Raw genomic sequence first — 26,427 nt, 5'->3', positions numbered from 1 at the left:
GGAATTACCCTCTGCCGGTTTCGGCTCAGAAGTTCACGCCGAAGCTGAGCGAGACGAAGTCGCGGTCAGTGCTGGTGTTGAAGTTGCCACCGAAGAAGTCGGTGTAACTGAGGCTGGCGGTGTAGGTGTTCAGGTAGTCGGCATCCAGCCCGACGCTGACGGCCTTGGCGCCTTCCTCGAAGTTCGGTCCCCAGCCGTCGACGTCATGGGACCAGGCCAGGTTGGGGGAGAGGTTGATGCCGGCGATCACGTTCTGGTAATCGAGCTTGGCGCGAACGCGGTAGCCCCAGGAGTCCGTGGTGTAGAAGCCGTGGCTGTTGCATTCCTTCTGCGGGTTGGTAGCGGTGGCGCAGACGGTGGTGTTCTGTTTGCCGGGGAACTGGCCCGCGCCGTAGACCGGGCTGCGGCCAAAGCGGATATCGGTGCCGTCGGCGTCGCCCAGGCCGTTGATGCGGTTGTAGCCCACCTCGCCAACCAGGGTCAGGCGACTCGCCCCCATGACCTGGTCGAAGAACTGGGTAGCCGTTACCTGGGCCTGCATGACTGGCATGCGCTTGTAGCCGGGCAGGTCACCGCCGAGGGCCTGGGCCGTCTCGCCGCTGGTGAAGACCGGTGAGGTCTGGGTGCGGAAGTCGGTGTCCGTGGACTGGATCGCGGCCAGGTTGAGGTCGGCGGTATTGATCTGCAGGGGCATGTTCGGCCGGTAGCTGAGCTCGCCACCCACGGAGGTCGCGCCCAGGGTGGTCTGGAAGCTCACGCCATACAGGCGGATGTCCTCCGGATAATCCACGAAGTAGCGCGCGGCACGGACCCGGTCGAACTGGTTCTGCACGGCGGCGACCTGGCGTGCGGCCGGCGGCAGGGCGCCGAGCTGTGCTGCGGTAATCGGCGCCACGGTGGTTTGCTTGAAGCTCAGGTAGGGGCTGCGGCTGTGGTAGTTCATGGCATAGAAGCCGAACTCGGTGTCGTTCAGCTCGGGCACGAACCAGCGCAGGGCCACGCCGTACTGGCCACTGTCGCGCGGGTCGTTGTCTTCCAGGCGCGGCATGTAGACGTCGTCCACCACGGCGTTGGTGAGGATCTGCCTGGCGGTCGCGGTGTTGTTGGCAACGCCGGGGGCGAGGTCCGGGCCGGCGAATACCAGGCGGTCGGTGCAGCCCTGGGGCAGCGGGTCGGAACCGAAGAAGGTGCCGCAGTTGTCGACCACCGAGTTGTCCCACTCCAGCTGGTAGAAGGCTTCGGCAGTGAGGTTCTCGGTCAGGCCCTGGGAGAGGTAGAACATATTCACCGGGATCAGGCCTTCCTTCACCTCGGCCCCCGGACGGCGCAGCGCGGCGACGTCGATGGGGTTGATCGAGTTGATGCTGTTGCCGATGAAGGTGCTTTCACCCCAGCTCACTACCTGCTTGCCCAGGCGCACGTTGCCGGCCAGGTCGCCCAGGTTGTAGTTGTGGTAGACGAAAGCATCGAGGAACTCGGCACCGGAGGCCTTGGCCAGGTCGTCGCGGCCACTGTCGTCGATGTCGTAGAACAGGCGGTGCTCGTCCTTCAGTTCGAAGTCGTACCAGTACTTGCCACGCACGAACACGCCGCTGTCGCCGTACTTCAGCTCCAGGTCATGCACGCCCTTGAAGATCTTCGAGAAGGTCTCGCCTTTCTTGAAGTTCTTGCGGTTGTCGTCGGCGGTGCGGGTGGCCGATTTACCGCGCAGCCCCTGGGTGTTGGCCGAGTTGATGAACATCGGGTCCGGTCCGCGCACCGCCCAACTGGCGCCGACGGAGATGGACGAGTCGAACTGGCCTTCGATCTCACCTAGCTGGAAGCTGACCGCACCGGCGTTGGCGCAGGTGCCGAGCGCTACCGCGACCGCCAGCAATCGGGGCGTGAAGGTCGCCTGGCCGCGGGTGGAACCACTGGCCGGCGACTGCTGATTCAATGAGGTTGTGTGTCTTGCCTGTGTCACGTGTTGGTTCCTCTATGGAGTCTTTCTTGTTGTTTTTCAGGACCGCAAGCACACGCTATCCCCGGCTTCCCCCACCCATCCCCCTCCAGTAGGGGGGGATTTTTCCCTCCCGTCGTACCCCTCGCCATCCCCCCTTGGCCAAGCAGGCCCGCGCCCCCTCCATGAGGGGGGGCGTGGCTGTTCTTCGCTGCGCAACCATCGATCCAAGGAGCGCTGCAATCGCCGTCGAAGACAGGCGCGCAGCCCGGACCTTGTCACCTGACCTTGGAGAAAGTGATGTCGCAGAAAGTCTATGTCGCCGGTGTCGGCATGATTCCGTTTGCCAAGCCTGGCCAGAGCGGTACCTATATCGAGATGGGCGCCCAGGCCATCCGCCTGGCGCTGCAGGATGCCGGCCTGGACTACGGCCTGGTCCAGCAGGCCTACGCCGGTTACGTCTATGGCGACTCCACCAGTGGCCAGTCCCCGCTGTACGAAGTCGGCATGACCGGCATCCCGGTGATCAACGTCAACAACAACTGCGGTAGCGGCTCGACCGCCCTGTACCTGGCTCGCCAGGCGGTGGAAAGCGGAGCGGTGGATTGCGCCCTGGCTTTCGGCTTCGAGCAGATGCAGCCGGGTGCCCTGAAGTCCCATTGGCTCGACCGCCCGATCACCTACGGCAAGGGCCATGAAGTGGCCGATGCGATCTTCCCCCAGGGCCGCGATATGCCCGACGCCCTCAAGTTCTTCGGCGGCGCCGGCCTTGAGCACATGCAGAAGTACGGCACCAAGATGGAGACCTTCGCGGCGATCCGCGCCAAGGCCAGCCGTCACGCCGTGAACAATCCGCTGTCGGTATTCAAGAAGGTGGTGACCACCGAAGAAGTGATGGCCGACCAGGTGATCTTCCCCGGTGTGATGACCCGCCTGATGGCGTGCCCGCCGACTTGCGGCGGCGCCGCAGCCATCGTGGTTTCCGAGCGCTTTGCGAAGAAACACGGCCTGCGTACCGACGTTTCCATCCTGGCCCAGTCCCTGGTGACCGATAAGCCGGAAGCCTTCGATCCGCCGTCGCTGATCAGCATCGTCGGCGTTGGCATGACCCGTCAGGCCTCCCAGGAGGTCTACGAAAAGGCCGGCGTTGGTCCGGAAGACATCCGCGTCTGCGAGTTGCACGACTGCTTCGCCCACAACGAACTGCTGACCTACGAAGGCCTGGGCTTCTGCCCGGAAGGTGGCGCCGAGAAGTTCGTGATGGATGGCGACAACACCTACGGCGGTCAGGTGGTAATCAACCCGTCCGGCGGTCTGCTCTCCAAGGGCCACCCGCTGGGCGCCACCGGCCTGGCTCAGTGCTATGAGCTGACCAACCAACTGCGCGGCACCGCTGGCGCCCGTCAGGTGGAGGGTCTGCAGCACGCCCTGCAGCACAACCTGGGTCTGGGCGGCGCCGGCATCGTGACCCTCTTCGGTCGCGGCTGAAGCCAGTGCGCGCCCCTGGGGGCGCGCGTTTCAACTCACTCGAGGACTCCATGACATGGCAGACAAGAGTCTGATCGGCCGTTCCCTGGGGGTGACCACCACCGAAGTCGAGAAGGGTCGCCTGCGCTTCTTCGCCAAGGCCATCGGCGAAACCGATCCGGTCTACACCGACGAAACCGCCGCCAGGTCCGCCGGGCACCGCTCATTGCCGGTGCCGCCGAGCTTCCTGATGTGCCTGGAAGCCGAGGGACGCGACACCGACCACATAGTCGAGGACATCTTCGGCTTCGACGTCGGGCGCATCCTGCATGCCGAACAGGGCTTCACCTATCACGCCATGGCCTATGCCGGCGATGTGCTGACCTTCGATACGCGGGTGGTGGACGTTTACGAGAAGAAGGGTGGGGCGCTGACCTTCGTGGTCCAGGAGACCCGGGTCACCAACCAGGACGGTCGGCACATCGCCGATATCCGTTCCTCCCTCGTGCAGCGCTGAGGATTGTGCAATGAACCTTCCCCGTTTCGACGAGCTGCAGGTCGGCTTTGAACTGCCGCCGCTGACGCTGCCCGCAGTCAATCGCACGACGCTAGCCCTGTACGCCGGTGCCTCCGGTGACCACAACCAGGTGCATATCGACCTCGACTTCGCCCGCAAGGCGCGCCAGCCCGACGTGTTCGCCCACGGCATGCTCTCGGTGGCCTACCTCGGCCGCCTGCTCACCGCCTGGGTGCCACAGAAGCAAATCCGCGGCCTGTCGGTGCGTTTCACCGGCATCACCCAGCTGGGCCACATCCCTACCTGCAGCGGCAGGGTCATCGAAAAATTCGAGGCCGATGGCGAAGCGCGGGTACGCCTGGCGATTTGCTGCGGCAACCAGTACGGCGAAGACAAACTGATCGGCGAAGCCGTCGTGGCGCTCGTCTGAATTCCCCAAGAACAAGGAACAACCCATGAAAAAGCTCGAAGGCAAAGTCGCCCTGGTCACCGGTTCCGGCCGTGGCATCGGCCGCAGCGTCGCCCTGAAACTGGCTGCTGACGGCGCCCGCGTGGTGGTCAATGACCTGGATGCCGGCCCGGCCGAAGAAGTGGTCGCGGAAATCCGCGCCGCCGGCGGCGAAGCCGTCGCCTGCGTTGGCAGCGTCACGGCCGTCGATTTCGCCGACCGCTTCGTGAAGACCGCGGTGGACAGCTACGGTGGCATCGACATCATCGTCAACAACGCCGGCTACACCTGGGACAACGTGATCCAGAAGATGAGCGACGAGCAGTGGTACGCCATCATCGACTGCCACATCACCGCGCCTTTCCGCATCCTGCGCGCCGCCCAACCGATCATCAGCGCCATGGCCAAGAAAGAGGCTGCCGAGGGCCGCGTGGTCAACCGCAAGGTGGTCAACATCGCCTCGACTTCGGCGGGCGGCAACCCGGGCCAGGTCAACTACTCCACCGCCAAGGCGGGCGTGCTGGGCATGACCAAGTGCCTGGCCAAGGAGTGGGGCCGCATGAAGGTCAACGTCAACGCTGTTGCCTTCGGCCACATCGAGACCCGCCAGACGCAGCCGGTGGAAGGCGACCCGAACTACATCAACATCGAAGGCCGCGAGATCAAGGTAGGCATCAGCCCGGCTATCGTTGAGCAGTCGAAGACCATGATCCCCCTGGGCCGTCCGGGCAACACCGAGGAGGCGGCGGGCGCGGTCTACCTGTTCTGCATCCCGGAATCCGACTACGTCTCCGGCCAGGTACTGGTCTGCGGTGGCGGCATCGGCAACGTCTGATGCAACTAACGGGGCGCATGAGCGCCCCTTCTTTTTTGAGGGCTGTTGCATGGAAGAGAACACTGTCGGCCGTCGCCTGCTGCACACTCGCCAGGTGACCTGCACGGGCTACGAACGTGACGACGGCCTGTTCGAGGTCGAGGGGCGGCTGCTGGATACCAAGGGGGTCGACACCGAGTTCCCCTATGGCGTCATTCCCGCCAACGGCGTGCTGCACCAGATGCGCATCCGCATGACCCTCGACCGCAAGCTGGTGATCCAGCGGATCGAAGCCGTTTCCGAACAGGCACCAACCCCCGTGTGCAGTCACATCAACCAGGCCTATGCCGCGTTGGTGGGAATCAGCATCGGCCCCGGCTTCAAGAAGCGCGTGGCCGAACGGGTTGGTGGCATGAAGGGTTGCACGCACCTCACCGAATTGCTCGGTCCCATGGCCACCACCGCCATCCAGACCCTGGCTCCGGTGGTGCAGAAGCGCCTGCGCGAGCGCGCCGCCCGCGACCCCGATTTCGAGATGCCCACCCATTGGGCTATCGGCACCTGTCATGCCTATCGCCCCGAAGGCGATGCCGCACTCCGCGTCCGTGAGTGGCGGCCTTCCGATAGCCGATCCAAGACCTGAAAGAGCAGGGCGCTTGCGCCTTGCCAATTCGCTACAAGGAGTTCTTCGTGAACAAGAACAATCTCAGGCAGACCCTCGTGGTCGCACTCCTTACGTTTCTCACCCGCGCCTCCGTATCCAGCGCAGGCACTCTCACGCCGGATGAGGCGCGCGCGATTGCCAAGGACGCCTACATCTACGGTTTCCCGCTGGTGGACAACTACCGCGTGCAGTACACCTACTTCCAGGACCGCCAGCATCCGGAGTTCAAGGCGCCCTGGAACACCCTGCACAACACCGCGCGCATCTATACCCCGGACGACAAGGCCTATCCCACGCCCAATGCCGACACGCCGTACTCCCAGCTCGGTGCGGACCTGCGCCGCGAACCGCTGGTATTGACCATGCCGGCAGTGGAGGAGGGCCGCTATTACTCGGCGCAGTTCGTCGACGCCTACACCCATAATTTCGGTTATGTCGGCAGCCGTACCACCGGCAATGGTGGCGGCACCTTCCTGCTCGCCGGGCCGGACTGGCAGGGCACTGTCCCGAAGGGCATCGACCGTGTGTTCCGCTCGGAAACCCAATTTGCCTTTGTGTTCTATCGGACTCAGCTGCAGGGCCCGGACGACCTGGAGAACGTGAAAAGGGTGCAGGCCGGCTACAAGGTGCAGCCGCTGTCCGCGTTCCTCGGCCAGCCGGCTCCAGCCGCAGTGCCCGACATGAACTTCCGCGTTCCGCTCAGCGCCGAAACGGAGCGCAGCAGCCTGGCGTTCTTCAGCCAGTTGAACTTCGTTCTGGGTTACTGCCCGATCCACCCCACCGAACGCGCCCTGATGGAGCGCTTCGCCAGGCTGGGAATCGGCCCGGGCCTGACCTTTGACGAGCAGGCATTGCCGGCGGAAATCCGCGTAGCCATTGCGGCCGGCATAGCCGACGCCTGGCGGGACTTCGAGGCTCTTGGCCAGAAGGTCGCGCGAGGTGAAATCTCCACGACGCGTTTCCTCGGCAGCCGCGAGTTCCTCAATAACAACTACCTCTACCGGATGCGCGCAACGGTCACCGGCCTCTATGGCAACGACAAGGAGGAAACCATTTATCCGCCGTTCTACCTCGACGCCGACGGACAGAAGCTGGACGCCTCGCGCCATCGTTACACCTTGCGCTTCGGCCCTGGGCAGTTGCCGCCGGTGAATGCCTTCTGGTCGCTGACTCTGTACGACGCCTCGCGCCTGATGGTGGCGAACCCGCTGCATCGTTATCTGATCAACTCGCCGATGCTGCCGCAGCTCAAGCGCGATGCCGATGGCGGCCTGACCCTGTACATCCAGCACCAGTCGCCGGGCAAGGCCCATGAAGCGAACTGGCTGCCCGCGCCGGACGGCCCGTTCTACATCGCCGGCCGCCTGTACTGGCCGAAGCCCGAAGCTCTCGACGGTCGTTGGCAGGCACCGAAACTCCAACGCATCGACTGAACTGCACGCTTCGCCTGAACAGGCTGCGCGCGGAAATCCACAAGGGTCGCAGGCCTCTCCCTGATGGGGAGAGGCCCGTTTTTTGTAGGTGCGACGGGTGGACCAGGCTTTTGTAGGAGCGAGCTTGCTCGCGAGGGATTGTGCTCGGAATGTGCGCGAGCAGAGCTCGATCCTACGGGGGCGGTGGGTGAACTGGGTGTGGGGGCTCAGATAAAAAAGGCCGTCACAAGGACGGCCAAAGCTCCGTTCCGGCGGTCGACACTCGCCGGCCCCTTGCAGCCGCCCGCCAGGGGAGGGCGGCTGAAACTCAGAACAACCTGTCATCCATTTCCAAAACCGCATCGCCACCCTGGATCACGATCCGCGACAACCCCTCGGCACGCGGCAACAGATGCTCGGCGTAGAAGCGTGCCGTCTGCAGCTTGCTGCGATAGAAGTCCTGCTCGACGGTTCCTGCCTTGAGCTGTTCATGGGCGACAAGCGCGGAGCGGGCCATCTGCCAGCCGCCGGCCACGGTGCCGAACAGTTCCAGGAACGGCACCGCGCCTGCCAGGACCCGGGGCGTCTGCCCGTTGAAGTTCTCCACGATGAACTCCACCGCCGCGTTCAGCGCGACCACGGCGGTAGCCAGAGCGCTGGCGATGTCCTGCAACTGCGGATCATCAGCCCAGACAAGGCGTTCCATGACGTAGCGCATGCGCTTGGTCACCAGGCCGATGGCCTTGCCGCCATCGCGGGCGATCTTGCGGCCGACGAGGTCGGACGCCTGGATGCCGGTGGTGCCTTCGTAGATGGTGGTGATGCGTGCGTCCCGCAGATGCTGGGCGGCGCCGGTCTCTTCGATGAAGCCCATGCCGCCATGGATCTGCACGCCGAGGGAGGCGATGTCCACCGCATTCTCGGTGCCGCAGCCCTTGACCACGGGGATCATCAGGTCGACGAAGGCTTGCCATTCCTCGCGGCGTGCGAGGTCGGGGTGGCGTTCGGCGCAATCCATTGCGGCGGCGACTTCGCAGGCGATGGCGCGCATCGCCTCGGTGCGGGCTTTCATCGACAGCAGCATGCGGCGCACGTCCGGATGGCGAATGATCGCTACTTTGTCGCGACTCTTCGCACCTGCCTCGGTGCCCTGAACCCGCTCACGGGCGTAGGTGAGCGCACGCTGGTAGGCGCGCTCGGACAAGCCGATCCCTTCGATGCCGACGGAGAAGCGCGCGGCGTTCATCATGATGAACATGTATTCCAGACCGCGATTCTCTTCGCCCACCAGCCAGCCCCGGGCGCCTTCGTTGTCCCCGAAGGCGAGGACAGCGGTGGGGCTGCCATGGATGCCCAGCTTGTGTTCGATGGAGGCGCAGCGCACGTCGTTGCGTGCACCCAGGCTACCATCGGGGTTCACCAGGAACTTCGGCACCACGAACAGCGAAATGCCTTTCACACCTTCCGGCGCCCCCGGAATGCGGGCCAGCACCAGGTGCACGATGTTGTCAGTCAGGTCGTGCTCGCCATAGGTGATGAAAATCTTCTGGCCGAACACGCGGTAGGTGCCGTCGCCCTGGGGTTCGGCACGGCTGCGCACGGCAGCAAGGTCCGAACCGGCCTGGGGCTCGGTCAGGTTCATGGTGCCTGTCCATTCGCCGCTGATCATCTTCGGCAGGTAGGTTTCCTTCAGGTAGGACGACCCGCAAAGCTCGATGGCCTCGATAGCGCCACGGGTGAGCATCGGGCACAGGCCGAAGGAAACGTTGGCGCCGTTCCACATCTCTTCCACCAGCGCAGAAATCAGTCGCGGCAAACCTTGGCCACCGAACTCCGGGTGGCAGGAGAGGGCGTTCCAGCCGCTTTCGACGAACTGCCCATAGGCCGCGCTCCAGCCTTTTGCGGTGGTCACTTCGCCTTCGTGCCAGCGCGCGCCCTCACGGTCACCAATGACGTTCAGGGGCGAGAGCACGCCCTGGGCGAATTTACCGGCTTCACCCAGGATGGCGTCGACGAGATCGGCACCCAGGTCTTCGCAGCCGGGCAATTCACTCACTTGTTCCAGGTATCCCAGTTCGTTCAGGACGAACTGCATATCGCGCAGGGGCGCGCTGTATTCACTCATGGCTGAGACCTCGTGGTGCAATTCAGTAGCTGTGGAAACCGCGGCCGCTCTTGCGACCGAGGTGGCCGGCGGCAACCAGATCCTTGAGCAGGCGGGCAGGGCGGTACTTTGGATCGCCGAAGCCTTCGTGCAGCACCTGCATGATGGCGAGCAGCGTGTCGAGGCCGATCATGTCGGCAAGGGCGAGCGGACCTATGGGGTGGTTGCACCCCAGTTGCATCCCGGTGTCGATGTCGCGGGCACTGGCCAGGCCTTCCTGGAGCACGAAGACGGCCTCGTTGATCATTGGAATCAGGATGCGGTTGACGACGAATCCGGGGGCGTTATCGACGTTGATGGGCGTCTTGCCGACCGTCTTCGCAAAGGCTTCGACTGCGGCGTGAGCCTGGCTGGAGGTCTGCAGGCCGCGAATCAGTTCCAGCAGCTGCATGGCCGGTACGGGGTTGAAGAAATGCACGCCGATGAAGCGCTCGGGACGCTGCAGCACGGCGGCCAATTGGGTGATGGAAATGGACGAGGTATTGGTGGCGATCACCGCATCGGCTGAAACCACGTCTTCGATCTGGCGGAGGATGCGCAGCTTGAGTTCGAGGTTTTCAGTGGCGGCTTCGATAACCAGGTCGGCATCGGCCAGGCTGCTGTAGTCAGTGGTTGCATGGATCCGGGCCAGCGACGCTTCGCGCTCGGTCTCGCAGATCCTTGCTTTGCGGACCTGGCGTTGCAGGCCTTCATCCACAGTCGCCAGGCCACGCGCCAGGGCTGACTCGGTGACATCGATCAATATGACGCGCAGGCCAGAGGCAGCGCAGACCTGGGCAATGCCGCTGCCCATGGTGCCGGCACCAATCACGCCGATTCTGTTGAGGCTCATGAAGAACTCCCGGGGGTTGCGAATTCAATCGCGCCGAGTTCAACAGAATGTGGAAGTGAATCGACCACCCCTGACGGGGGGAGGCAATCGAGAAACTATCGATTGACAGGCTTTGCATGGTGGAGGATGAAATGGCGGGATTAGCTGATATCGACGGGTAAAATCCGCAGCCCAGTCATTCCCGTGTGTGAATCCTTGAGTACGCATAATCTATATTATGTTAAATCCCATGGGGACATCTCGCTGGAGATAATCCGAGGCTAGCTCCTGGCGCGTGCCACCCTAGCCAAAAAATTAAGAACCTGGCTGGCAACTGCTGCTTTGCCGTTGCCCTTCTCAAAACAAAGCTCAAGCGCTCTGCCTTTGCCGTACCTAGCCTTCAAGAGTCGGCGCTGCACGCACCGGCGATGGCGAGCTGAAGTACCGCCATCGGCTGGCGGATACCCATCGATCCCTCGGTTACCTGCCTGATCACAACGATCACGGCCGATGCAACAAGGCATTTCAATTCGGCCTATACCTACAGCAGGGCCAAACCCGCCATCCCGTATCCAATGCTGATGAGCGCAAACATGACTTCGACCCTTGCGCATATGCCGTTGCACGTGGCGACCTGCCTCATCCTGGCCCTCAGCGCCTCCGCCCACGCTACCGAGAACGGCGTGGACAACATCGCGCCTGGAACCGATGGCTTCTTCACCCTGCCCCTGGACGTGAACAACCTGCCGGACCGTCTGTTCGCCTTCGTCGTCTACTACAACCATTACAAAGCCAGAAAGCTGAACATCAGCTCTCAAGGAGGTGAGGTGCCCGGCGCCGAGGTCACCTCGGATTCGATCACCGCGCGCCTGGACTACGTGAGCGCACTGCGGGTCTTCGGCGGGCGGCTGGGGGGTTACGTCGCCGTTCCCTACGTACGGCAGCGGGTTTCCGCCTTCGGCCTGAACGACGAGCGGAAAAGCATCGGTGACACTACCCTGGCCCCGATCATCCTCTGGGACATGGGCAAGAGCCTCACTCTGGGCGCCGCGCTGGAAATCACCATTCCCACTGGCAATTACGATGCTGATCGGCTGGCCAATACCAGCAACAACTTCTACACGTACAAGCCGCTGTTCTCCTTCACCTGGCTACCCACGGAACGTACCGAGCTGTCGCTGAAGGCTACCTACAGCTTCAACGAGGAAAACCACGACACCGACTATCGCTCCGGGCAGATCTTCCATTTCGACTACTCGGCCAGCTATGGGGTGACCGACAACCTGCGCCTGGGCCTGAACGGCTACTACCTGAAGCAGACCACTGACGACAAACAGCATGGTAGGACCGTGCAGTTCTTCGGCGAGGATGTGGACGACGGCGTGCGCGGCCAGGTCTTCGCCGTCGGCCCGGCACTGCACTACACCTTCCTCGAGTACTGCAGCGCCGAAATCCGCTGGGCCAAGGAGTTCGATGTGGAGAACCGCCCGGAGGGCGACATGCTGTGGGCCAAGCTCAGCATTCCATTCGAGCTTTGACCTTCCGGTCGGGGTCGGCAGCCCGGGCAAGGGAACGGGATGCCACAGCACGTAGCGAATCTCCCGCAACGCCCAGGTAAATACCGGCCAGTGTTTTGCTTATGGCGCATCGCCCGCTCAAGCGGTAGACGGGCTTCCTTCAACTACCGCTCCGTCTTGCCCTGCCCTGGAAACAACGACTCGAATCGCGGCGTCGCCCGGGCAACGAAACCCACTCCCTTGCGCATGATGAAATAGGCAGCAACGTCATGCTGCTCGGCGAAGGCATAACCCTCATCTGGACCTAGCACCATCAACACCGTAGACAAGCCATCGGCATGCAGCCCCAACGGATCGACCACCGTCACTGCTGCCAGCGCGTGCTTCACTGGCCTGCCGACACGTGGATCGAAGGTGTGCGAATAGCGCTGGCCACCTTCCTCGAAATAATTGCGGTAATCGCCGGAGGTGGAAACGCTGTAGCCGTCCAGTGCAATGGCGCGCTCCACTTGCTGCTCTTGCCCGCCGTTCGGCACCTCCAGGGCTATGCCCCAGGGCGAGCCATCCGGTTTGCGGCCGACCCCCTTGAGTTCGCCGGTGATCTCGACCAGATAGGACTGGATACCCAGGGCCGAAAGCTTTTCGCTGACCCGATCCACCGCATAGCCGGCGACCATGCTGTCGAAATCCAGTTGCGCCGCCACATCCTTGCAAAGGTTCTCGCCATCCACGCGTAAGTGCTGGTGCCCTACCCTCGCCTGCTCCCGTGCCAGCGTGCTCGCGTCCGGCACCTTATCCCCCCGTGACTGCGGACCGAAGCCCCAGAGGTTCATCAATGGCAACACCGTCAGGTCGAAGGCCCCGTCACTCTCGCGGGACAGAAACTCACCGTATTCCAGCAAGCGACGCATATCTTCCGGCACCGCCTGACAAGCGCCGGCTGGCAGATCGTTGAAGCGGGAAACCGCGGAGTCGGCGCGCCAGTTGGAGAACTGCTGGTCGAGCGCTCCGAGTATCGTCTCGACTTCGGCCTGTACTCGCTGCGGGTCGGGTGACTGCGCGGTGGGGACGTACTGGATCGAATACGTGCTCCCCATGGTCGGGCCGGAAAAGCGCTCGATCCGCTCGCCGCAGCCGTACAGCGCCGTCAACAGCACCACCAGCAGGATTGCGCGCATCGTCTGAGACCTCGCTGATCCCGGCCGCCCTTGGCGGCGCTCGGTATCTACCCCAACTGCAGGCACCAACTCGTTAATAGAGAGTAGAGCCGCATCCCCGAATTTGGCGCCCAGCTCGCCCACAAATGAGCGCAGCCCGCACCAATCAAGGCCTGGGATCGTTCCGGCGCCCAGGCTGGGCTGGCACTTGGCCTACCGTTCATCAGCAAACATGGTCAAAAACTGAACAAAACCAATATCAGGGGCTCTTAGTCCCGTTAGTTATCGGGTCTCGCCCTCGCTACTCGCTCAATTTCCCGGAAGCAAAAAACCATCACGTGCATCAGCGCGCAGGAGAGTTTTTTGCCCAAAGAAAAGTTGGAGGACAGAACATGTCTAGCCATTCGTTGCAGAACAACGAGCGCACGCAGAACCTCGTCCGCGCCCGCCGAAAGCCGCAACAGAAGCCCCTTTGGCAGCAAATGCTGGCCTTCGCCTCCTCCCCACAGCGCAACTGGCAAGGAGGGCTCGAACTCAGGGGCTTCAAGGAGTTGTCCAATTCCACGCCCGTTGCCCTGGTCGACGTCGGAACCATGCAGCTGGCAATCCCGCTCGAACGTGGTCGCCGCTCTGTCCAGCCGTGCGTGCAGCCGGGACAGCATGTGCGCAAAGGCGAAGTGATCGGTATCGGCGACGACAACACCCCCTGGGTGCATGCCAGCACCTCCGGCATCGTGGAGCGGATCGATCACGTGTTCGTGGCCGACTCGGCCGAGCCGGTCATGGCCGTCATTCTGAACGCAGATGGCCTGGATGAATGGATCGAACGCCCGGTGCTCCAACTGCCGCAAACCCCCGAGGAGCTGGTTGAACGCGCGCTGCAGATGGGCATCGTCGGCCTTGGTGGGGCGGGTTTCCCGACAGCCCTCAAGCTGGCCGGCGCCCAGCAACCCGATCTGCTGCTGATCAACGGTGCCGAGTGCGAACCCTTCCTTACCTGCGATGACCGTCTCATGCGCGAACGCGCCGACGCGCTGATCGAGGTCGCCGATTATCTCGCCGATCTGATGGGTATCACGCTGACCCGCTTCGGTATCGAAACCAACAAACCTGAAGCGATGGCCGCATTGCGTGCCGCTTCTCGCGAGGCGCGCACCCCGGTCGAGATATGTCCGCTGCCGGCGCGCTACCCGGCCGGCGGGCAGCCGTTGATGATCAAGAGCCTGAGTGGCCGCAACCTGGCGCCGGGAACCTTGCCCGCCGATATCGGCGTCCTGGCCCTGAATGTCGCGACACTCTACGCACTGGGCCGGGCTGTCTTCCATGGCGAACCACTGGTACGACGCGTGCTGACGCTGACTGGGGACTGCGAACGTCCCGGGAATGTCCTGGTGCCGGTGGGTTACCCGGTCAGCGCATTGCGCGAGATAGCTGGCGCGACCCCGGAAGGCGAGTTGACCCAGGTCGGTGGTCCGATGATGGGACAGCCGCTCCCGGACCCGACTGCCGTTATCAGCAAGACCAGCAGTTGCCTGATTTTCGGCGCTGAGCGCTTCCTGCCGGCACCCCAGCCTGCCGGCAGTTGCATTCGCTGTACGAGCTGCGTGGATGTCTGCCCGATGTCGCTCAGACCCCTGGACCTCTACGCTGCCGCCGAACGCCAGGACAAGGCGAGCCTGCAGGAACTGCGACTGGATGCCTGTATCGAATGCGGCAGCTGCAGCAGCACCTGCCCGAGCAACCTGCCGCTGCGCGAAACCTTCCGCCAGAGCAAGACGGAGCTGCGCGCATGAGCCTGCTTCTTCGCCCCACCGCACACCGACCGCTCCGCACGGTGATGCTGCTGGTCAGTCTGTGCCTCATGCCAGGCACCGCCCTGTACGCCTGGCAATTCGGCGTCGTGGTCTGGTTGCAGAGTTTCTGGTGCGTGCTGCTCGCCCTGTGCTTCGAAGCCGGCCTGCTGCGCCTGCGCGGACATAATGTCCGCGAGGGCTTGAGCGACCTGAGCTGGCTGGTGCTAGGCCTGATACTGGCTCGCGCGTTACCCCTGATGGTGCCGCTGTGGATGATGGCCGTGGCCAGTTTTGCCGCTTTGGCGCTGTGTAAACACGGCAGTGGCGGACTGGGTCGCAACCGTCTCAATCCCGCCATGGTCGGCCTGGGAATCATCGCCATCTGCTTCTACCAGCAGTTGTACCCCGCGCCATCGAACTATGCCCCCTGGACCCTCACCCTGGATGCCAAGGCGGTTCTTCTGCAGCAGCTGCAGCTGGCGCCACGCCTTGATCTGGATGCGTTCGCCGGCGCCACTCAGCTGGCCAAGAACCAGTTCACCCTGATCACCCCCAATCTGTCCGGGTACGGCTATATCGCCGGCGGTCTGATATTGGCTGTGCTGCGGGTGATCCGCATCGAGATTCCGCTGGCGATGCTCGCGAGCACGGTATTGCTGTGCATGGCAGCCGGCCATACCCCGCTGGAAAGCCTGTACAGCCTCAGTCTCGGCGGCTATCTCTTCACGGCCTTTTTCATCGCCACCGATCCGGTCACCAGTCCCGATACACGCGCCGGTCGCATCCTCTTCGGCGTGGCCATTGGAGCGCTGACTGAGTTGATTCGCGAATTCGGGCTCTATGCCGACGGTCTCTGCTTCGCCGTGCTGGCTGCCAACCTGCTGGTGCCGCAGATCGACCGGTTGGCACTGCGCCTGCAGCGCCCCTGGTACACGGCGCACACCTGATACGGAGAGCGTGCGCGGCGCCTTAGACAGGCGCCCGCCCTCTCCTCCTGTGAGGGAGACTGCGCACTGATTCCGGGATCGGCTTCGGCACCCCGTCAAACCGTCGGTGTGCGCGGCGCACCCTACCGGATCGGCTTCATCACTCCGGTAATCCGGCCAGCCGCAGACCATCCGCCAGCAGGGCAAGATCCTCCGCCCGTTGAATCGGCAACCAATCCCTTAGCCTGGATATACGCAAAGAGGGATCCAGCTCCTGGAGCCGCTGCATCGCCAGCTTCGCTTTCTCCATTCTCCCGAGATGCGCATAACTGGCCGCCAACAGCGCAGCCGCAGCCAGCAGGCTGGGCAGGTTCCCCAAGGCCTTCTCCGCCCAGTCCGTAGCGGCATCAAAGCGCCCGGCGAAGAAGTGCACGAGGGCCATCCCCACCTGCATCCTGAACATCTCCGGGTCCAGCGGACTCAAGCGCGTGGCATGGGTCAGGTTGTCGATCGCGGAGTCTCTTTCCCCGCGAAGTGCCCGAAGAATTCCGCCCAGGAACCAGGCCGGAGCGAGGTTGGGATTGAGCAACCGTGCCCTGTCTATGAGCGCGATTCCGCCATCGAGATCGCCAGTAAGATGAGCCAGTGCGTGTCCGCCGCGGGTCAGCGCCACTGCATCGTCGCGGCCAAGCTCCACCGCCAATCGCGCCAGCCGGGCACCTTCGGCAATCTCCCGCGCTCGGTCGATCATCCAGCCATTCAACTTGCGCCAGAAGTGGCACCAGGCGGCCATGCCATAGGCCGAGGCGAACTCCGGATCGAGCTCGATGGCCTTGTAGAACAACAGTAGCGCCTCTTCGATGGCCTCCCGGGTTCCGTTGTGCAGCTTCGCCATTCCGCGAAGGTAATAGTCGTAGGCGTCCAGGCTTTCCGTGGGTTTGCGCTTGGCGCGCTCGATTTCCGCCCGTTCGAGCTGCGGCGCGATGGCACCGACGACGCTTTCGGCGATCTGATCCTGCAGGTCGAAGAGGTTGTCGAGCGTTCCTTCGAATCGCTCCGCCCAGATGTGCATCCCGGTCGTCGCATCGATGAGCTGCCCGGTGATACGCACCTTGTTCCCGGACTTGCGCACGCTACCTTCCAGCACGTAGCGCACGCCGAGCTCCTGGCCGACATCCTTGATGTCCACCGCCCTCCCCTTGTAGGTGAAGCTCGAATTGCGCGCGATGACGAACAGCCAGCGGATACGCGACAGGGCGGCGATGATGTCCTCCACCACGCCGTCGGCGAAATAGTCCTGCTCAGGATCCCCGCCCAGGTTCTGGAACGGCAGGACGGTAATGGAAGGCTTGTCCGGCAGGACGAGCACGGATGGGGGCGTTTCCTTCGGTTCGGCGGGTACGGGATCGTCGATTTCTGGCCCTTCGGGCTGTCGGGTTTCCCCCGAATCACCGACCTTGATCTCGCCGACAAAGCGGTAACCCTTGCGGGCGACCGTGCGAACAAGGCGCTGTTCCTCACCTGTATCGCCGATCGCCTTGCGAACTCCGTTGATATGGCTGGTGATAGTCGATTCCGAGACGATCCGGCCGCTCCACACCGTCTGGAGCAGGTCGTCCTTGCTGACCACGCGATCGCGGTTCCTGACGAGATGCATTAGCAGATCGAAGACCTGTGGCCCGACGGCCACGACTTGCCCGCGCAAGGTCAACTCCCGGCGCCCCTGGTCGAGCACGTAGTCTCCAAACATGAATTGCAAAGTCAGGATCCCCTGGATGAGCGCCTTCGGTTCCGTGTCCGAGGCGGTTGGCGATTGGAAGCTGATATAGATAACACGGCAGCGGGTAACTGGCTGTACCGTCCACGACAAGGGCTTCCTTGGACGAAAAACCAAGCTTTCCCGAAGGACAATTCAAAGCCGCCACAAGGACTTCCCTGAAGCACGCGCGCACTCTCCCCCTACACAGACGGCAATGGTTGCCGTCGGTAGAAGCGGAGCGAAACCATGAAGATCGTCGTCATCGGAGGCACCGGCCTCATCGGCTCGAAACTTGTGAAGAATCTCCGCGAGCGCGGCCATGACGTGCTCGCGGCCTCCCCCAACACGGGTGTGAACAGCATCACCCGCGAGGGTCTGGCCCAGGCGATGGACGGCGCGCAGATCGTCGTCGACGTGGCCAATGCCCCGGTGTGGGAGGACCAGGCTGTTCTCGACTTCTTTGAAACCTCCACCCGCAACCTGCTGGCAGCCGAAGCTGCCGCTGGCGTCCGCCATCACATCGCACTTTCGATTGTCGGCAGCGAGCGCCTTCCCGACAGCGGCTACTTCCGGGCCAAGGTTGCGCAGGAAAACCTCATCAAGGCGTCCAGCATCCCTTACACCATCCTGCGTGCGACGCAATTCTTCGAATTCGTCAGCGGCATTGCCCAGTCCTTCGCCGTTGGCACGGAGCTGCATGTATCGCCGGCGCTGATCCAACCGATCGCGTCCGATGACGTAGCGGCGGCCCTCACCGACGTCACCCTCGAAGCGCCGGTCAATGGCACGCTCGAAGTCGCCGGCCCTGAGGCCATGCCCATCGATGAACTGGTCCGGCGTTTCCTGCGCGGAACCCAAGACACGCGCAAGGTCGTACCGGACGTGCATGCCCGCTATTTCGGCGCCCTGCTCGACGATCAATCGCTGACCCCGGGCATGAACCCGCGCCTCGGTGCGATCCATTTCGAGGACTGGCTCGCCAAGTCGGTGGCCTGACGCTCGCAAGGGCACATCAGGAAGGCGTAGACCCGTACAGGTCGCGCCTTCACGACAGATGCACGCGCAGGAGAATTGTCATGTTCACAAAAGCTTTCCTGGCCGCTGCCTTTGCAGCGCTCTCGATCACCTCAGCGTCTGCCGGTGACCGGCCCCCGGGCAAGGTGACAGTGGTCTTCGACCGCCCCATCCCGAACGTTCCCGGCAAGAGCATGAGGGGCGTGCTCGTGGAGTACGCGCCCGGCGCCGGGTCACCGTCCCACACCCATCCGAAGTCGGCCTTCATCTATGCAACGGTCCTGGAGGGCGCCATTCGCAGCAGCGTCAACGGTTCCCCGGAAAAGGTCTACAAGGCCGGGGAAAACTTTGTTGAAGAGCCTGGCTCCTTTCACGGTGTAAGTGCGAACGCCAGTGACACGGAACCGGCACGCCTGCTGGCGGTGTTCGTTCTCGACAGCAACGAGAAGGAGCTCGTCACACCGGCCAGGAAGTAACCGATCAACGCGCTGATCGATTCTCGGCAGCCCGCAGGTGTTTGCTCCTGGGGCTGCCGGGGTTCATCGGCATTCGACAGGTAATGAGAGATGAAAGCGCGTGAGGACAAGGTCGCCAGCACAACCGGCGAAAGCTCCGGGACCGGTGTCGCAGCGGCGCGGCCGAACAAGAAAAAGGTGGTTGGCTTGCTGCTGCTTGCGAGCGCCATCCTGGTCGTGGCCAGCGGATCGATCATGGCGCTTTACAGTGGGGCGAGGTCGACCGACAACGCCTACGTCCGTGGCGACGTCACCTCCCTCGCCGCCAAGGTCAGTGGCTATGTCACCGAGGTCGAAATCCGGGACAACCAGGCCGTCAAGGCAGGTGATGTCCTGTTCCGCATTGACGATCGGGACTACCGGGCACGGCTCGCGCAAGCGGTGGCCAACGTCAAGGCGGCCGAGGCGCGCCTGTCCAATGTCGATGCGGAGACCCAGCTTCAGCGTGCCCTGATTCGCCAAGCCGAAGCCCAGAAGCGCTCGGCCGTGGCCGAGATGAACCTGGCGATCAAGACCCACGACCGCAGCCACAAGCTCATCCGCAGCAACGCGGTCAGCCAGGCCCTGGTCGATGAGAGCGATTCGGCACGCTTCAGGTCAGAGGCGGCGGTATCGGCCGCGTCGGCGACGGTCGAAGCCCAGCATCAACGCATCGCTGTGCTGGTCGCGCAGCGAGAAGCCGCCGTGGCTGCGGTGGCGCAGGCAGAGGCAGCGCTCGAAGTCGCCCAGATCGATCTCGACAGCACCGTCGTGCGCGCGCCCGTCGATGGCGTCGTCGGCAACCGCCAGGTCCGCGTTGGACGCTTCGTCACGCCCGGCGTTTCCCTTCTCGATATCGTCCCGGTCGACGACGTGTGGGTGGTGGCGAACTTCAAGGAGACCCAGCTTGAACACATTCAGCCCGGCCAGAGCGTGCGCATCACCATCGACGGCTACCCGGATGGGACGATCGAAGGGGTAGTCGACAGCTTTGCCCCCGGCAGCGGCTCGGCATTCACCCTGCTCCCTACCGACAACGCCACCGGCAACTTCGTCCGCGTTGTGCAGCGCGTTCCGGTGAAGATCCGCTTCGTCAACAATCCGCTGCCGGGCCGTATCGTGCCGGGCCTGTCCGCGCGGGTCGAAATCGAACGGGGGGCAGGCTCATGACCATGGTCGCTACCCTTTCGAGCCGCGTAGAAGCCCGTACCAGCATTGTTCTGCTGCTAGGCGTAGTGCTTGCCACGCTGACGGAAGCCATTGCCAGCACCGTTCTCGCCCTGGGACGCAGCGACATCATCGGCGACACCTACGCAACGCCGGATGAGTTCGCCTGGCTGGATGTCGGATACACCGCGCTGAAGCTCCTGGGGTTCATGACCGCCCCCTGGCTGCTGAGCCGTTACCCGCCACGCCAGCTGATCATCGGCGCAACCCTGGTGATGGGACTGGCATGCGGATTGGCTGCCATTACCGCCCGGTTGGACCTGCTGATCGCGCTTCGCATCATTCAGGGCTTCGCCGGCGGCACCCTGTTGGTGGCAGGGCAGACGCTCATCTTCTTCGCCTATCCCCGGCACCAGCAGCCACTCCTGCAGGCCCTGTTCGCCATGGGCGCCGTCGTCGCGTCCGCCACCTTCGCGCCGGCCTTGCAGGGGTGGTTGATCGACAGCCAGTCCTGGACCTGGATCTTCCTCAGCGCCGTTCCGCTTGCCCTTGCATCCGTCGGGCTTCTGTTGATTGCAGACGCCCCAGAACCCGCCAAGGCGCGGCAGCGGCCCTTCGATTGGCTCGGCTCGGCGCTGATCGCCATCGTGATCCTCTGTTTCACCTACGTCCTGAGCCAGGGCAGCCGATGGGACTGGTTCGAAGAGCCTCGCGTCCTCTGGCTGACCTTGACCGGCGTGGCCGCCCTGCTCGCCTTCCTCGGCCAACAAGTGCTCGCCAATGGCCGAGGCCTGCTCGACTTCACCCTGTTCGAATCGGAAGACTTCACCTTCGCCTTCATCGTCAGTTTCGTAGCCGGTGCCGCACTGTTCGGCAGCGCGTTCCTGATTCCCGCGTTCGCCCTGTCCGTTCTCGCGTTCACCCCTACCGATGCTGGCGTGTTGCTGTTGCCCAGCGGCGCGCTCTTCATCGGCGCGCTCCTTTTTGCCGCCTTTCTCATGCAGGCCCGCCGCGTGCCTCCAGTCGCCACCGTGCCCTTTGGCATCCTGATGATCATGACGGCCATGTGGATGCTTTCCGGCTCCACCAACGAAAGCGACACGGCCGACATGATGTCGGCCATCCTGTTGCGCGGCCTGGGCCTCGGCTTCCTGTTCCTGTCGATCACGCTGATTGCATTCACCAGGCTCAACAGCCGAAACCTTGCCGCCGGCATCGGCCTGTTCAATACCGGCCGCCAGTTGGGCGGTCTGATGGGCGTTGCGGTACTCCAGACGCTGATCGAGCATCACATCGTCGCCAATGACGTGGTCCTCGGCGCTAACGTCACCGCCGGGGGAACGGCGGTTATCGAACGACTGAGCACCACCACAGCGATGCTCGCGGCGAAAGGGATGGATGCGCTGGCCGCTAGCCGTGCAGCCACCAGCCTACTGGGCCGGGTGGTGACAGGTCAGTCCACCGTGATTGCCTTCGACACCGCGTTCAACGCAGTCGCCCTGCTCTTCGTTTTCGCCGCGCCGGTGCTGGTCGGCATCAAGATCGGGCTCTCGAAACACGCGAAACGCCGGGCTGAGCGAGCGCTCGCCTGAGTCAGCATTAGGGGCATGCCTTTGTCGGCATACCCCTTCATCACGCTGGCGATCAACTCAAGCGATTCGCACGACCTTGAGGTCGGCCAGTATCTCCGTGGCGCAGCGCTGGCCGGTCTCGACTGCGCCGTTCAGGTAGCCCTGGGACTCGATCGAGGTGTGCTCGCCGCAGAAGTGGCAGTTGCCCTGCCGGGTGCCTTCATAGCCGACGAACGCCGTGTAGTTCCCCGGCGCGTAATAGCCGTATGCCCCCTTGGTCCAGCGGTAGCCTGGCCAGTAATTGAGAATGGCCCGGCCGTTCCACTCGTTGGTGATGCCTGGCAGCACCCGCTCCAGTTGGCCAAGGAATTGCCCCGCCTTGATGTCCAGCGAAGCGTTGTTCATCGCCACCGCAGTCGCGCCGCCGGTGAAGTTGTTCAGGATGCCTTCGCTGCCCGCCTGACCGCGAGTGACCTCCCAGGTGTCCTGATAGCCAGTGTCCGAATAGCTCGATCCATTGCTGTTCTGCTGACGCCAGATGCGTTGGCGGAACTGCAACTGGAACTTGCTGCTGTTGCCCATTGGCATGCTGCCAATCGCCAGACATTTGCGCGCATCGAAGCCGGCCGCGGAATAGTCGACACTGCTGCGCAGGATGCTGAATGGAATGGCCATTACCACCCGCTGGGCGATCACCTGGCGCGGGCCCTTGCTGGTGTTGAAATCCAGGCTGTAGCTGGTATCCGGATTGAGGCTGATGCGCGTCAGCTCGTGACCGAGATTGATCTGGCCTTCGCTGAGGCGACTGGCCATGCCACTGACCAGTTGGTCATTGCCGCCACGGATGTGATAGCGCTCGTCGGACTCGCCGAACATCTCCAGTTTCTGCTTGCTGGAGTAGCCGAGCAGATAGATCAGGTTGAGCGCACTTTGCTCGCTGCAGGCCGCGCCGTACTCGATTTCGTAGGCCACATCGAGCAGGCGGCCAAGGCGCGAAGCGTTGCCGCCGGGCACGTAGCGGTTGATCCACTCGGTGATGCTCATCTTGTCCAGCACCTGACCGCGCGCGGTATAGCTGTTCCACAAGGTCGGGAATGGTGCGGCCTTCACCTCGCTGGCGAGCTGTGCCTGGATCGTCTGGAAGTCGGCAAAGGCCTCCTCTACGCCGTAGCGCTGGCCCGCGAAGAAGTAGATATCCTCGCCGCCCTGGGCCTTGTCGTAGGCCAACAGGTCATCTACCTGCAGGCCCAGTTCCTTGGCCAGCCTGAGGGTTTCCACGTGGTAGCCGTCGATCAGCTCGCCGCCGTTCTCGGCAATCTGCCCAGGGAACGTGCTGCGGTTGCTGAAGCAACGCCCTCCCAATCGGGTGGAAGCCTCGAAGACGGTCGCGCTGACCCCACTTTTTTTCAACTCATAAGCGCAGCTCAAGCCGGCCAAACCTGCACCGATTACCGCCACGCCGATGCTGCCCGAGCCGCCACTCGGTGCCGCTTCGGCGAATTTTGGCAGGCCGCCGCCGGCGAGTACCACGCCGGCAATACCTGCGGCCTTGAGCACGTCGCGGCGCGAACGCTGCAAGGCCAATGCCTGGTGGAAGTCCGTGGTTTCCGGGGTGCTGCCGGCAAGGCGGCTCAGCGCCTGCAAGCGGCTGAGCAAAGGTGTACGAGCCATCTATGAATCTCCGTTGTTATTGGTATCGGACTGCATAGAACAACTACGTTTGGGAGCGACCGGCCTTGTCGCCGGGCCGACGTCAGCCCGGACACACCGGGCATCAGGCACTGCTGCGATAACGCCGACTCCCCCGTGCGATATCGCGCCACGTTCAGGCGCCAGAAGGCTAGATGCGCCTAAAAAGGCCGGCAAATTCTAAATAGAGAAGGCAGCGTTCGATTAAATAGATGGCCAGGCCCGAGGGTGGGTTGCGTCCGTCCTCCGCCTCCCCCGCTACTGCCACGCTGCACGCCTTTAGCCGCGAACCCTGGCCGTGATGAGGGCGGGTTCGGCACTGGAAGCGCGCTTGACCCACTCCGCGGGCGGGCAACCCACCACACTGGTGAACACCCGGGAGAACGACGCCTGGGAGCTGTAACCGACCGCAGAAACGATCATCTTGATCGGCACGCCGTCACGCAGCAGGTCCTGGGCGACCTTCATGCGCCACTGGGTGACGTAGCCCATCGGCGAGCTGCCCATGATTTCGCTGAAGTGCGCCGAGAACCTGGACCTGGACATATTCGCCAGGCGCGCCAACTCCTCGACGCACCAGGGGGCCTCAGGCTCTTCGTGGATTCGGCTGAGCACCGTTGCCAGGCGTCCGTCCTGCAGGGCGAACAGCAAACCGCTGGAAATCCGCCCCTCCTCCACCGCACGCCTGACCAGTAGCACGAACAGGTACTCGAACAGCAGGTTCAAGGCTTTCGAGCGGCCCGGAGCCCGCCCCTGGAATTCGGTTACCAGCGAGGCCATCACCGGCGCCAGGGGCTCCAGCGTATCGAGCGGAAACACCAGGGTTTCCTGTAGCCCGAGGTGGAACGGCCCCGGGGAGTTCCGTCCGAACTGGAAGGAGGCGCAAATGAGCTCCGCAGGCTGCTCGGAACTGGACCGCAACTGGTAACGGCAACTGCTGGGACAGAACAGCACCGCTGGCTCGCTGATCGAGATCTTCGGCACCCCGGGCTGGACCATATCGATGCCACCCCGCTGGACGACATGGATGAACGCCATGTCTTCCGGCTTGTCCAGCACCAGTGTCCCTTCCACCGGACCCGCGAAGAACAGCCGGCCCTGCAGGTTGGTGCGCTCGAAGAATTCGGAGAGAAGATCCATAAAAGGGACAACCCGCAAAAGATTTGGTACGTCCTGGCAAAAGCCCGATTCGACGCGGAATTAGGATTCAACCGTCGCCGATGGTAACCACGAGCCTTCCAGCCCGCCACGGCGAAAACGACTTGCCCTACCGCCGACCGGAGTCCCGTCATGAGCCGTGAGACCAGCCCCATCTACACCGACCCCACTGATCCTGCCTTGCCCGATCCGGGCATGCAGCTCGACCTTGCCAAGGCTGCGCTGGTGGTCATCGACCCGCAGATCGACTTTCTCAGCCCCGATGGCGTGAGCTGGGGTGTGTTCGGCAAGAGCATCACCGAACACGACACCGTCAAGCACATCGGCCAGCTCTTCGCCGCGGCGAAGGAAGCCGATATCACCGTTGCCGTTTCCCCGCATTACTACTATCCGTGCGACCACGAGTGGCAGTTTGGCGGTCCGCTGGAGAAGGTCATGCACAGCATCTGCATGTTCGACCGCAAGGGACCGCTGACCCTCGAAGGATTCGAGAACTCCGGGGCCGATTTCCTGCCCGAGTACAAGCCGTACATCCTCGACGGCAAGACCATCATTGCCTCCCCGCACAAGGTCTACGGCCCGGAGACCAACGATCTGGCGCTGCAGCTGCGCAAGCACGGTGTATCGCAGATCATCCTGGCCGGCATGGCGGCGAACCTGTGCGTGGAGTCGCATCTGCGGGAGCTGCTGGAGCAGGGTTTCGAAGTGGCCGTGGTGCGTGATGCGACTGCAGGACCCACGACGCCGGAAGGCGACGGTTACCTCGCCGCGCTGATCAATTACCGCTACATCGCCAATGCGCTGTGGAGCACGGCGGAAACCCTGGAACGCCTGAAAGGCAATTGAACGCCAGAGCAGCAGGACCGCGCCGGCCGCGGCGCGGTCCTTCACCGAGAGTCCGTTCACATGCGCAAGATTTCCCACCGTTATCGCCAACACGCCGCGGCCGTCATCCAATCAGCGATCACCTGCGCGGTGGCCGCAGCCATCGCCAGTCCGATGCACCTGCCCGCCGCCCCGCTGCTGTCGTACTGGATGAACAGCTGGCTGCTGTCCTGGCTCACGATGGTCCCCATCGTCCTTCTGGTCACGCCCTGGGTCAGGCGTCTGACAGGCGTTTTTGTCCAGGACGACCTGCCATGAAGCGGCGTGGGCACTCGCTACCCGACGGTACATCGTCAGCCGTCTACCGGCGCAAAGATCCACCCTTCCCTTACGGGTATTTCTGCTGTGGGTTGGACGAGCTTCTCGGGTTGGAAGTGAAACAGCCATGCGATCAGGGCGCAGGTCAGAGCATCGACCTGATCGGCGTGGTGGAAATGCGATGGATGCCCCGCGTCAGATGACTTCCCAATGCCGTATTGCACCTGCAAGTCCGCCATCGTGTTCGAGCGCTTGCAGGCACTGGGATAGGCCTCGATAGCCCGCAGCCGGTTCTGGTCCGTCCAGACCCCGCAGGACTCGATTGTTGGGGCGAAACGCGCCAGCACATGCATCCCCTTGGTGGCCTGGCTGCCAATCATGTCTTTCAGTGCAGATAGAGGGCTTAAACCGCGCTCAAACAGGAAACGCTCGGTGCGGCGGAACAGGTACGGGTTTTCCGATGACCCCTCGATTGCGTCGGCCGCCTGGCCATTCACCACCAGGTCGATGAAGCCCTGGGAAAAGCCCAGCGGCGTGTCGATGGCCAGGACAACGGGGGCCGATTCGAAGTGATTGGCGTCCAGCTCGCAAAGGCCCAGCAGCCGGGAGATGAAGGCGTCTGTATCCCCAGACTGATTGATGGGACGACGCAGATTGCCTCGCCAAGGGCGGCCCAGGAGGTTCCGTTGGCTATCGAGCACAACGAGGGCATCGCGACTGGCCGGGTTCTTATCGCAATTCCATCCGCCCACATCCCAGCCGATGAACACTGGGGCCGAAGTATCTGAAGTCATGCTTTCCCC

General features: G+C 63.2%; 23 protein-coding genes. 15 read left to right on the top strand and 8 right to left on the bottom strand.

Translation table 11 applies throughout. From position 1 onward, the window contains the following. Positions 1–25: 25 nt before the first annotated feature. Complete coding sequence (locus tag E8E91_RS22235) at positions 26–1,936, bottom strand: DUF1302 domain-containing protein (RefSeq protein WP_280378878.1); 1,911 nt, start codon at positions 1,934–1,936, stop codon at positions 26–28. 303 nt (positions 1,937–2,239) lie between these two features. On the opposite strand from E8E91_RS22235, the gene E8E91_RS22230 reads away from it, so the two are divergent. Genes E8E91_RS22230 through E8E91_RS22205 form a run of 6 tightly spaced genes read left to right on the top strand, consistent with a single transcriptional unit; the run spans position 2,240 to position 7,282 of the window. Continuing rightward, positions 2,240–3,427 carry a lipid-transfer protein gene (locus E8E91_RS22230; protein ID WP_280378876.1) on the top strand — a complete coding sequence of 396 codons (1,188 nt, stop codon included), beginning with the start codon at positions 2,240–2,242 and terminating at the stop codon, positions 3,425–3,427. A 55-nt stretch (positions 3,428–3,482) separates the two neighbouring features. Beyond that, positions 3,483–3,923 (top strand): MaoC family dehydratase N-terminal domain-containing protein, encoded by a 441-nt coding sequence (locus E8E91_RS22225; protein ID WP_280378874.1) that lies wholly within the window; start codon positions 3,483–3,485, stop codon positions 3,921–3,923. Between the two features lie 10 nt (positions 3,924–3,933). Continuing rightward, complete coding sequence (locus E8E91_RS22220) at positions 3,934–4,353, top strand: MaoC family dehydratase (protein ID WP_280378872.1); 420 nt, start codon at positions 3,934–3,936, stop codon at positions 4,351–4,353. Positions 4,354–4,378: 25 nt separating this feature from the next. After that, entirely contained in the window at positions 4,379–5,206 is an 828-nt protein-coding gene (locus E8E91_RS22215; RefSeq protein ID WP_179062789.1) for an SDR family NAD(P)-dependent oxidoreductase, read from the top strand. Positions 5,207–5,255: 49 nt separating this feature from the next. Beyond that, the gene (locus E8E91_RS22210; protein WP_280378870.1) at positions 5,256–5,828 is read left to right on the top strand and encodes a DUF2889 domain-containing protein; all 573 of its coding nucleotides are present in this window, start codon (positions 5,256–5,258) and stop codon (positions 5,826–5,828) included. Between the two features lie 47 nt (positions 5,829–5,875). Continuing rightward, a complete protein-coding gene (locus E8E91_RS22205; RefSeq protein WP_280378868.1) occupies positions 5,876–7,282 on the top strand; it encodes a DUF1254 domain-containing protein in 1,407 nt (468 codons plus the stop codon). A 307-nt stretch (positions 7,283–7,589) separates the two neighbouring features. On the opposite strand, the gene E8E91_RS22200 is transcribed toward E8E91_RS22205, so the two are convergent. Next, positions 7,590–9,386, bottom strand: coding sequence for an acyl-CoA dehydrogenase C-terminal domain-containing protein (locus E8E91_RS22200; RefSeq protein WP_280378866.1), 1,797 nt, complete (start codon positions 9,384–9,386; stop codon positions 7,590–7,592). A gap of 22 nt (positions 9,387–9,408) precedes the next feature. Continuing rightward, on the bottom strand, positions 9,409–10,257 hold the full coding sequence (locus tag E8E91_RS22195) for a 3-hydroxybutyryl-CoA dehydrogenase (RefSeq protein WP_280378864.1): 849 nt from the start codon (positions 10,255–10,257) through the stop codon (positions 9,409–9,411). 572 nt (positions 10,258–10,829) lie between these two features. On the opposite strand from E8E91_RS22195, the gene E8E91_RS22190 reads away from it, so the two are divergent. Further along, positions 10,830–11,774: a transporter gene (locus E8E91_RS22190; protein WP_280378862.1), complete on the top strand. Its 945-nt coding sequence runs from the start codon at positions 10,830–10,832 to the stop codon at positions 11,772–11,774. A gap of 143 nt (positions 11,775–11,917) precedes the next feature. On the opposite strand, the gene E8E91_RS22185 is transcribed toward E8E91_RS22190, so the two are convergent. After that, on the bottom strand, positions 11,918–12,931 hold the full coding sequence (locus tag E8E91_RS22185; protein WP_280378860.1) for an FAD:protein FMN transferase: 1,014 nt from the start codon (positions 12,929–12,931) through the stop codon (positions 11,918–11,920). A gap of 371 nt (positions 12,932–13,302) precedes the next feature. Between E8E91_RS22185 and rsxC the strand changes: the two genes are divergently transcribed. Both rsxC and E8E91_RS22175 read left to right on the top strand, forming a co-directional pair. Further along, positions 13,303–14,703, top strand: coding sequence for an electron transport complex subunit RsxC (gene rsxC, locus E8E91_RS22180; RefSeq protein ID WP_280378859.1), 1,401 nt, complete (start codon positions 13,303–13,305; stop codon positions 14,701–14,703). After that, positions 14,700–15,650 (top strand): RnfABCDGE type electron transport complex subunit D, encoded by a 951-nt coding sequence (locus E8E91_RS22175; protein WP_280371436.1) that lies wholly within the window; start codon positions 14,700–14,702, stop codon positions 15,648–15,650. The genes rsxC and E8E91_RS22175 overlap by 4 nt, the downstream gene beginning before the upstream one ends. 139 nt (positions 15,651–15,789) lie before the next feature. Here E8E91_RS22175 and E8E91_RS22170 read toward each other — a convergent pair whose 3' ends face one another. Further along, positions 15,790–17,388 (bottom strand): winged helix-turn-helix domain-containing tetratricopeptide repeat protein, encoded by a 1,599-nt coding sequence (locus E8E91_RS22170; protein WP_280378970.1) that lies wholly within the window; start codon positions 17,386–17,388, stop codon positions 15,790–15,792. Between the two features lie 246 nt (positions 17,389–17,634). Here E8E91_RS22170 and E8E91_RS22165 point away from each other — a divergent pair, with 246 nt between their 5' ends. The 4 genes from E8E91_RS22165 to E8E91_RS22150 all read left to right on the top strand — a co-directional run bounded on the left by E8E91_RS22165 (position 17,635) and on the right by E8E91_RS22150 (position 21,655). Further along, positions 17,635–18,384, top strand: coding sequence for an SDR family oxidoreductase (locus tag E8E91_RS22165; RefSeq protein WP_280378857.1), 750 nt, complete (start codon positions 17,635–17,637; stop codon positions 18,382–18,384). Positions 18,385–18,464: 80 nt separating this feature from the next. Continuing rightward, a complete protein-coding gene (locus tag E8E91_RS22160; RefSeq protein WP_280378855.1) occupies positions 18,465–18,878 on the top strand; it encodes a cupin domain-containing protein in 414 nt (137 codons plus the stop codon). A 90-nt stretch (positions 18,879–18,968) separates the two neighbouring features. Then, positions 18,969–20,066, top strand: coding sequence for an HlyD family secretion protein (locus E8E91_RS22155; RefSeq protein ID WP_280378854.1), 1,098 nt, complete (start codon positions 18,969–18,971; stop codon positions 20,064–20,066). Next, positions 20,063–21,655: a DHA2 family efflux MFS transporter permease subunit gene (locus tag E8E91_RS22150; RefSeq protein ID WP_280378852.1), complete on the top strand. Its 1,593-nt coding sequence runs from the start codon at positions 20,063–20,065 to the stop codon at positions 21,653–21,655. The genes E8E91_RS22155 and E8E91_RS22150 overlap by 4 nt, the downstream gene beginning before the upstream one ends. A gap of 57 nt (positions 21,656–21,712) precedes the next feature. Here the strand turns inward: E8E91_RS22150 and E8E91_RS22145 are convergent, their stop codons facing one another. Both E8E91_RS22145 and E8E91_RS22140 read right to left on the bottom strand, forming a co-directional pair. Then, the gene (locus E8E91_RS22145; protein WP_280378850.1) at positions 21,713–23,305 is read right to left on the bottom strand and encodes an NAD(P)/FAD-dependent oxidoreductase; all 1,593 of its coding nucleotides are present in this window, start codon (positions 23,303–23,305) and stop codon (positions 21,713–21,715) included. Between the two features lie 297 nt (positions 23,306–23,602). After that, positions 23,603–24,463, bottom strand: a complete 861-nt coding sequence (locus E8E91_RS22140; RefSeq protein WP_280378849.1) for an AraC family transcriptional regulator — start codon at positions 24,461–24,463, stop codon at positions 23,603–23,605. 150 nt (positions 24,464–24,613) lie between these two features. On the opposite strand from E8E91_RS22140, the gene E8E91_RS22135 reads away from it, so the two are divergent. Together E8E91_RS22135 and E8E91_RS22130 are read left to right on the top strand one after the other, a co-directional pair. Continuing rightward, a complete protein-coding gene (locus E8E91_RS22135) occupies positions 24,614–25,327 on the top strand; it encodes a cysteine hydrolase (RefSeq protein ID WP_280378847.1) in 714 nt (237 codons plus the stop codon). Between the two features lie 60 nt (positions 25,328–25,387). Beyond that, positions 25,388–25,624, top strand: a complete 237-nt coding sequence (locus tag E8E91_RS22130; RefSeq protein WP_280378845.1) for a DUF2798 domain-containing protein — start codon at positions 25,388–25,390, stop codon at positions 25,622–25,624. A 35-nt stretch (positions 25,625–25,659) separates the two neighbouring features. Here the strand turns inward: E8E91_RS22130 and E8E91_RS22125 are convergent, their stop codons facing one another. Continuing rightward, complete coding sequence (locus E8E91_RS22125; protein ID WP_280378843.1) at positions 25,660–26,418, bottom strand: DUF429 domain-containing protein; 759 nt, start codon at positions 26,416–26,418, stop codon at positions 25,660–25,662. Positions 26,419–26,427: the final 9 nt, after the last annotated feature.

Source organism: Pseudomonas sp. BN515, assembly GCF_029873155.1.
Lineage (GTDB): Bacteria > Pseudomonadota > Gammaproteobacteria > Pseudomonadales > Pseudomonadaceae > Metapseudomonas.
The sequence above is the reverse complement of the archived record's forward strand: the minus strand, read 5'-3'. Positions and strand labels throughout refer to the sequence as shown.

Excerpts from the sequence above, each read along its gene's own strand:
- E8E91_RS22200 (WP_280378866.1), bottom strand. The coding sequence starts at position 9,386 with ATGAGTGAATACAGCGCGCCCCTGCGCGATATGCAGTTCGTCCTGAAC.
- E8E91_RS22190 (WP_280378862.1), top strand. The coding sequence starts at position 10,830 with ATGACTTCGACCCTTGCGCATATGCCGTTGCACGTGGCGACCTGCCTC.
- E8E91_RS22225 (WP_280378874.1), top strand. The coding sequence starts at position 3,483 with ATGGCAGACAAGAGTCTGATCGGCCGTTCCCTGGGGGTGACCACCACC.
- E8E91_RS22135 (WP_280378847.1), top strand. The coding sequence starts at position 24,614 with ATGAGCCGTGAGACCAGCCCCATCTACACCGACCCCACTGATCCTGCC.
- E8E91_RS22155 (WP_280378854.1), top strand. The coding sequence starts at position 18,969 with ATGAAAGCGCGTGAGGACAAGGTCGCCAGCACAACCGGCGAAAGCTCC.
- rsxC (WP_280378859.1), top strand. The coding sequence starts at position 13,303 with ATGTCTAGCCATTCGTTGCAGAACAACGAGCGCACGCAGAACCTCGTC.
- E8E91_RS22215 (WP_179062789.1), top strand. The coding sequence starts at position 4,379 with ATGAAAAAGCTCGAAGGCAAAGTCGCCCTGGTCACCGGTTCCGGCCGT.
- E8E91_RS22160 (WP_280378855.1), top strand. The coding sequence starts at position 18,465 with ATGTTCACAAAAGCTTTCCTGGCCGCTGCCTTTGCAGCGCTCTCGATC.
- E8E91_RS22130 (WP_280378845.1), top strand. The coding sequence starts at position 25,388 with ATGCGCAAGATTTCCCACCGTTATCGCCAACACGCCGCGGCCGTCATC.
- E8E91_RS22185 (WP_280378860.1), bottom strand. The coding sequence starts at position 12,931 with ATGCGCGCAATCCTGCTGGTGGTGCTGTTGACGGCGCTGTACGGCTGC.
- E8E91_RS22210 (WP_280378870.1), top strand. The coding sequence starts at position 5,256 with ATGGAAGAGAACACTGTCGGCCGTCGCCTGCTGCACACTCGCCAGGTG.
- E8E91_RS22195 (WP_280378864.1), bottom strand. The coding sequence starts at position 10,257 with ATGAGCCTCAACAGAATCGGCGTGATTGGTGCCGGCACCATGGGCAGC.
- E8E91_RS22165 (WP_280378857.1), top strand. The coding sequence starts at position 17,635 with ATGAAGATCGTCGTCATCGGAGGCACCGGCCTCATCGGCTCGAAACTT.
- E8E91_RS22150 (WP_280378852.1), top strand. The coding sequence starts at position 20,063 with ATGACCATGGTCGCTACCCTTTCGAGCCGCGTAGAAGCCCGTACCAGC.
- E8E91_RS22125 (WP_280378843.1), bottom strand. The coding sequence starts at position 26,418 with ATGACTTCAGATACTTCGGCCCCAGTGTTCATCGGCTGGGATGTGGGC.
- E8E91_RS22175 (WP_280371436.1), top strand. The coding sequence starts at position 14,700 with ATGAGCCTGCTTCTTCGCCCCACCGCACACCGACCGCTCCGCACGGTG.
- E8E91_RS22140 (WP_280378849.1), bottom strand. The coding sequence starts at position 24,463 with ATGGATCTTCTCTCCGAATTCTTCGAGCGCACCAACCTGCAGGGCCGG.
- E8E91_RS22220 (WP_280378872.1), top strand. The coding sequence starts at position 3,934 with ATGAACCTTCCCCGTTTCGACGAGCTGCAGGTCGGCTTTGAACTGCCG.
- E8E91_RS22230 (WP_280378876.1), top strand. The coding sequence starts at position 2,240 with ATGTCGCAGAAAGTCTATGTCGCCGGTGTCGGCATGATTCCGTTTGCC.
- E8E91_RS22145 (WP_280378850.1), bottom strand. The coding sequence starts at position 23,305 with ATGGCTCGTACACCTTTGCTCAGCCGCTTGCAGGCGCTGAGCCGCCTT.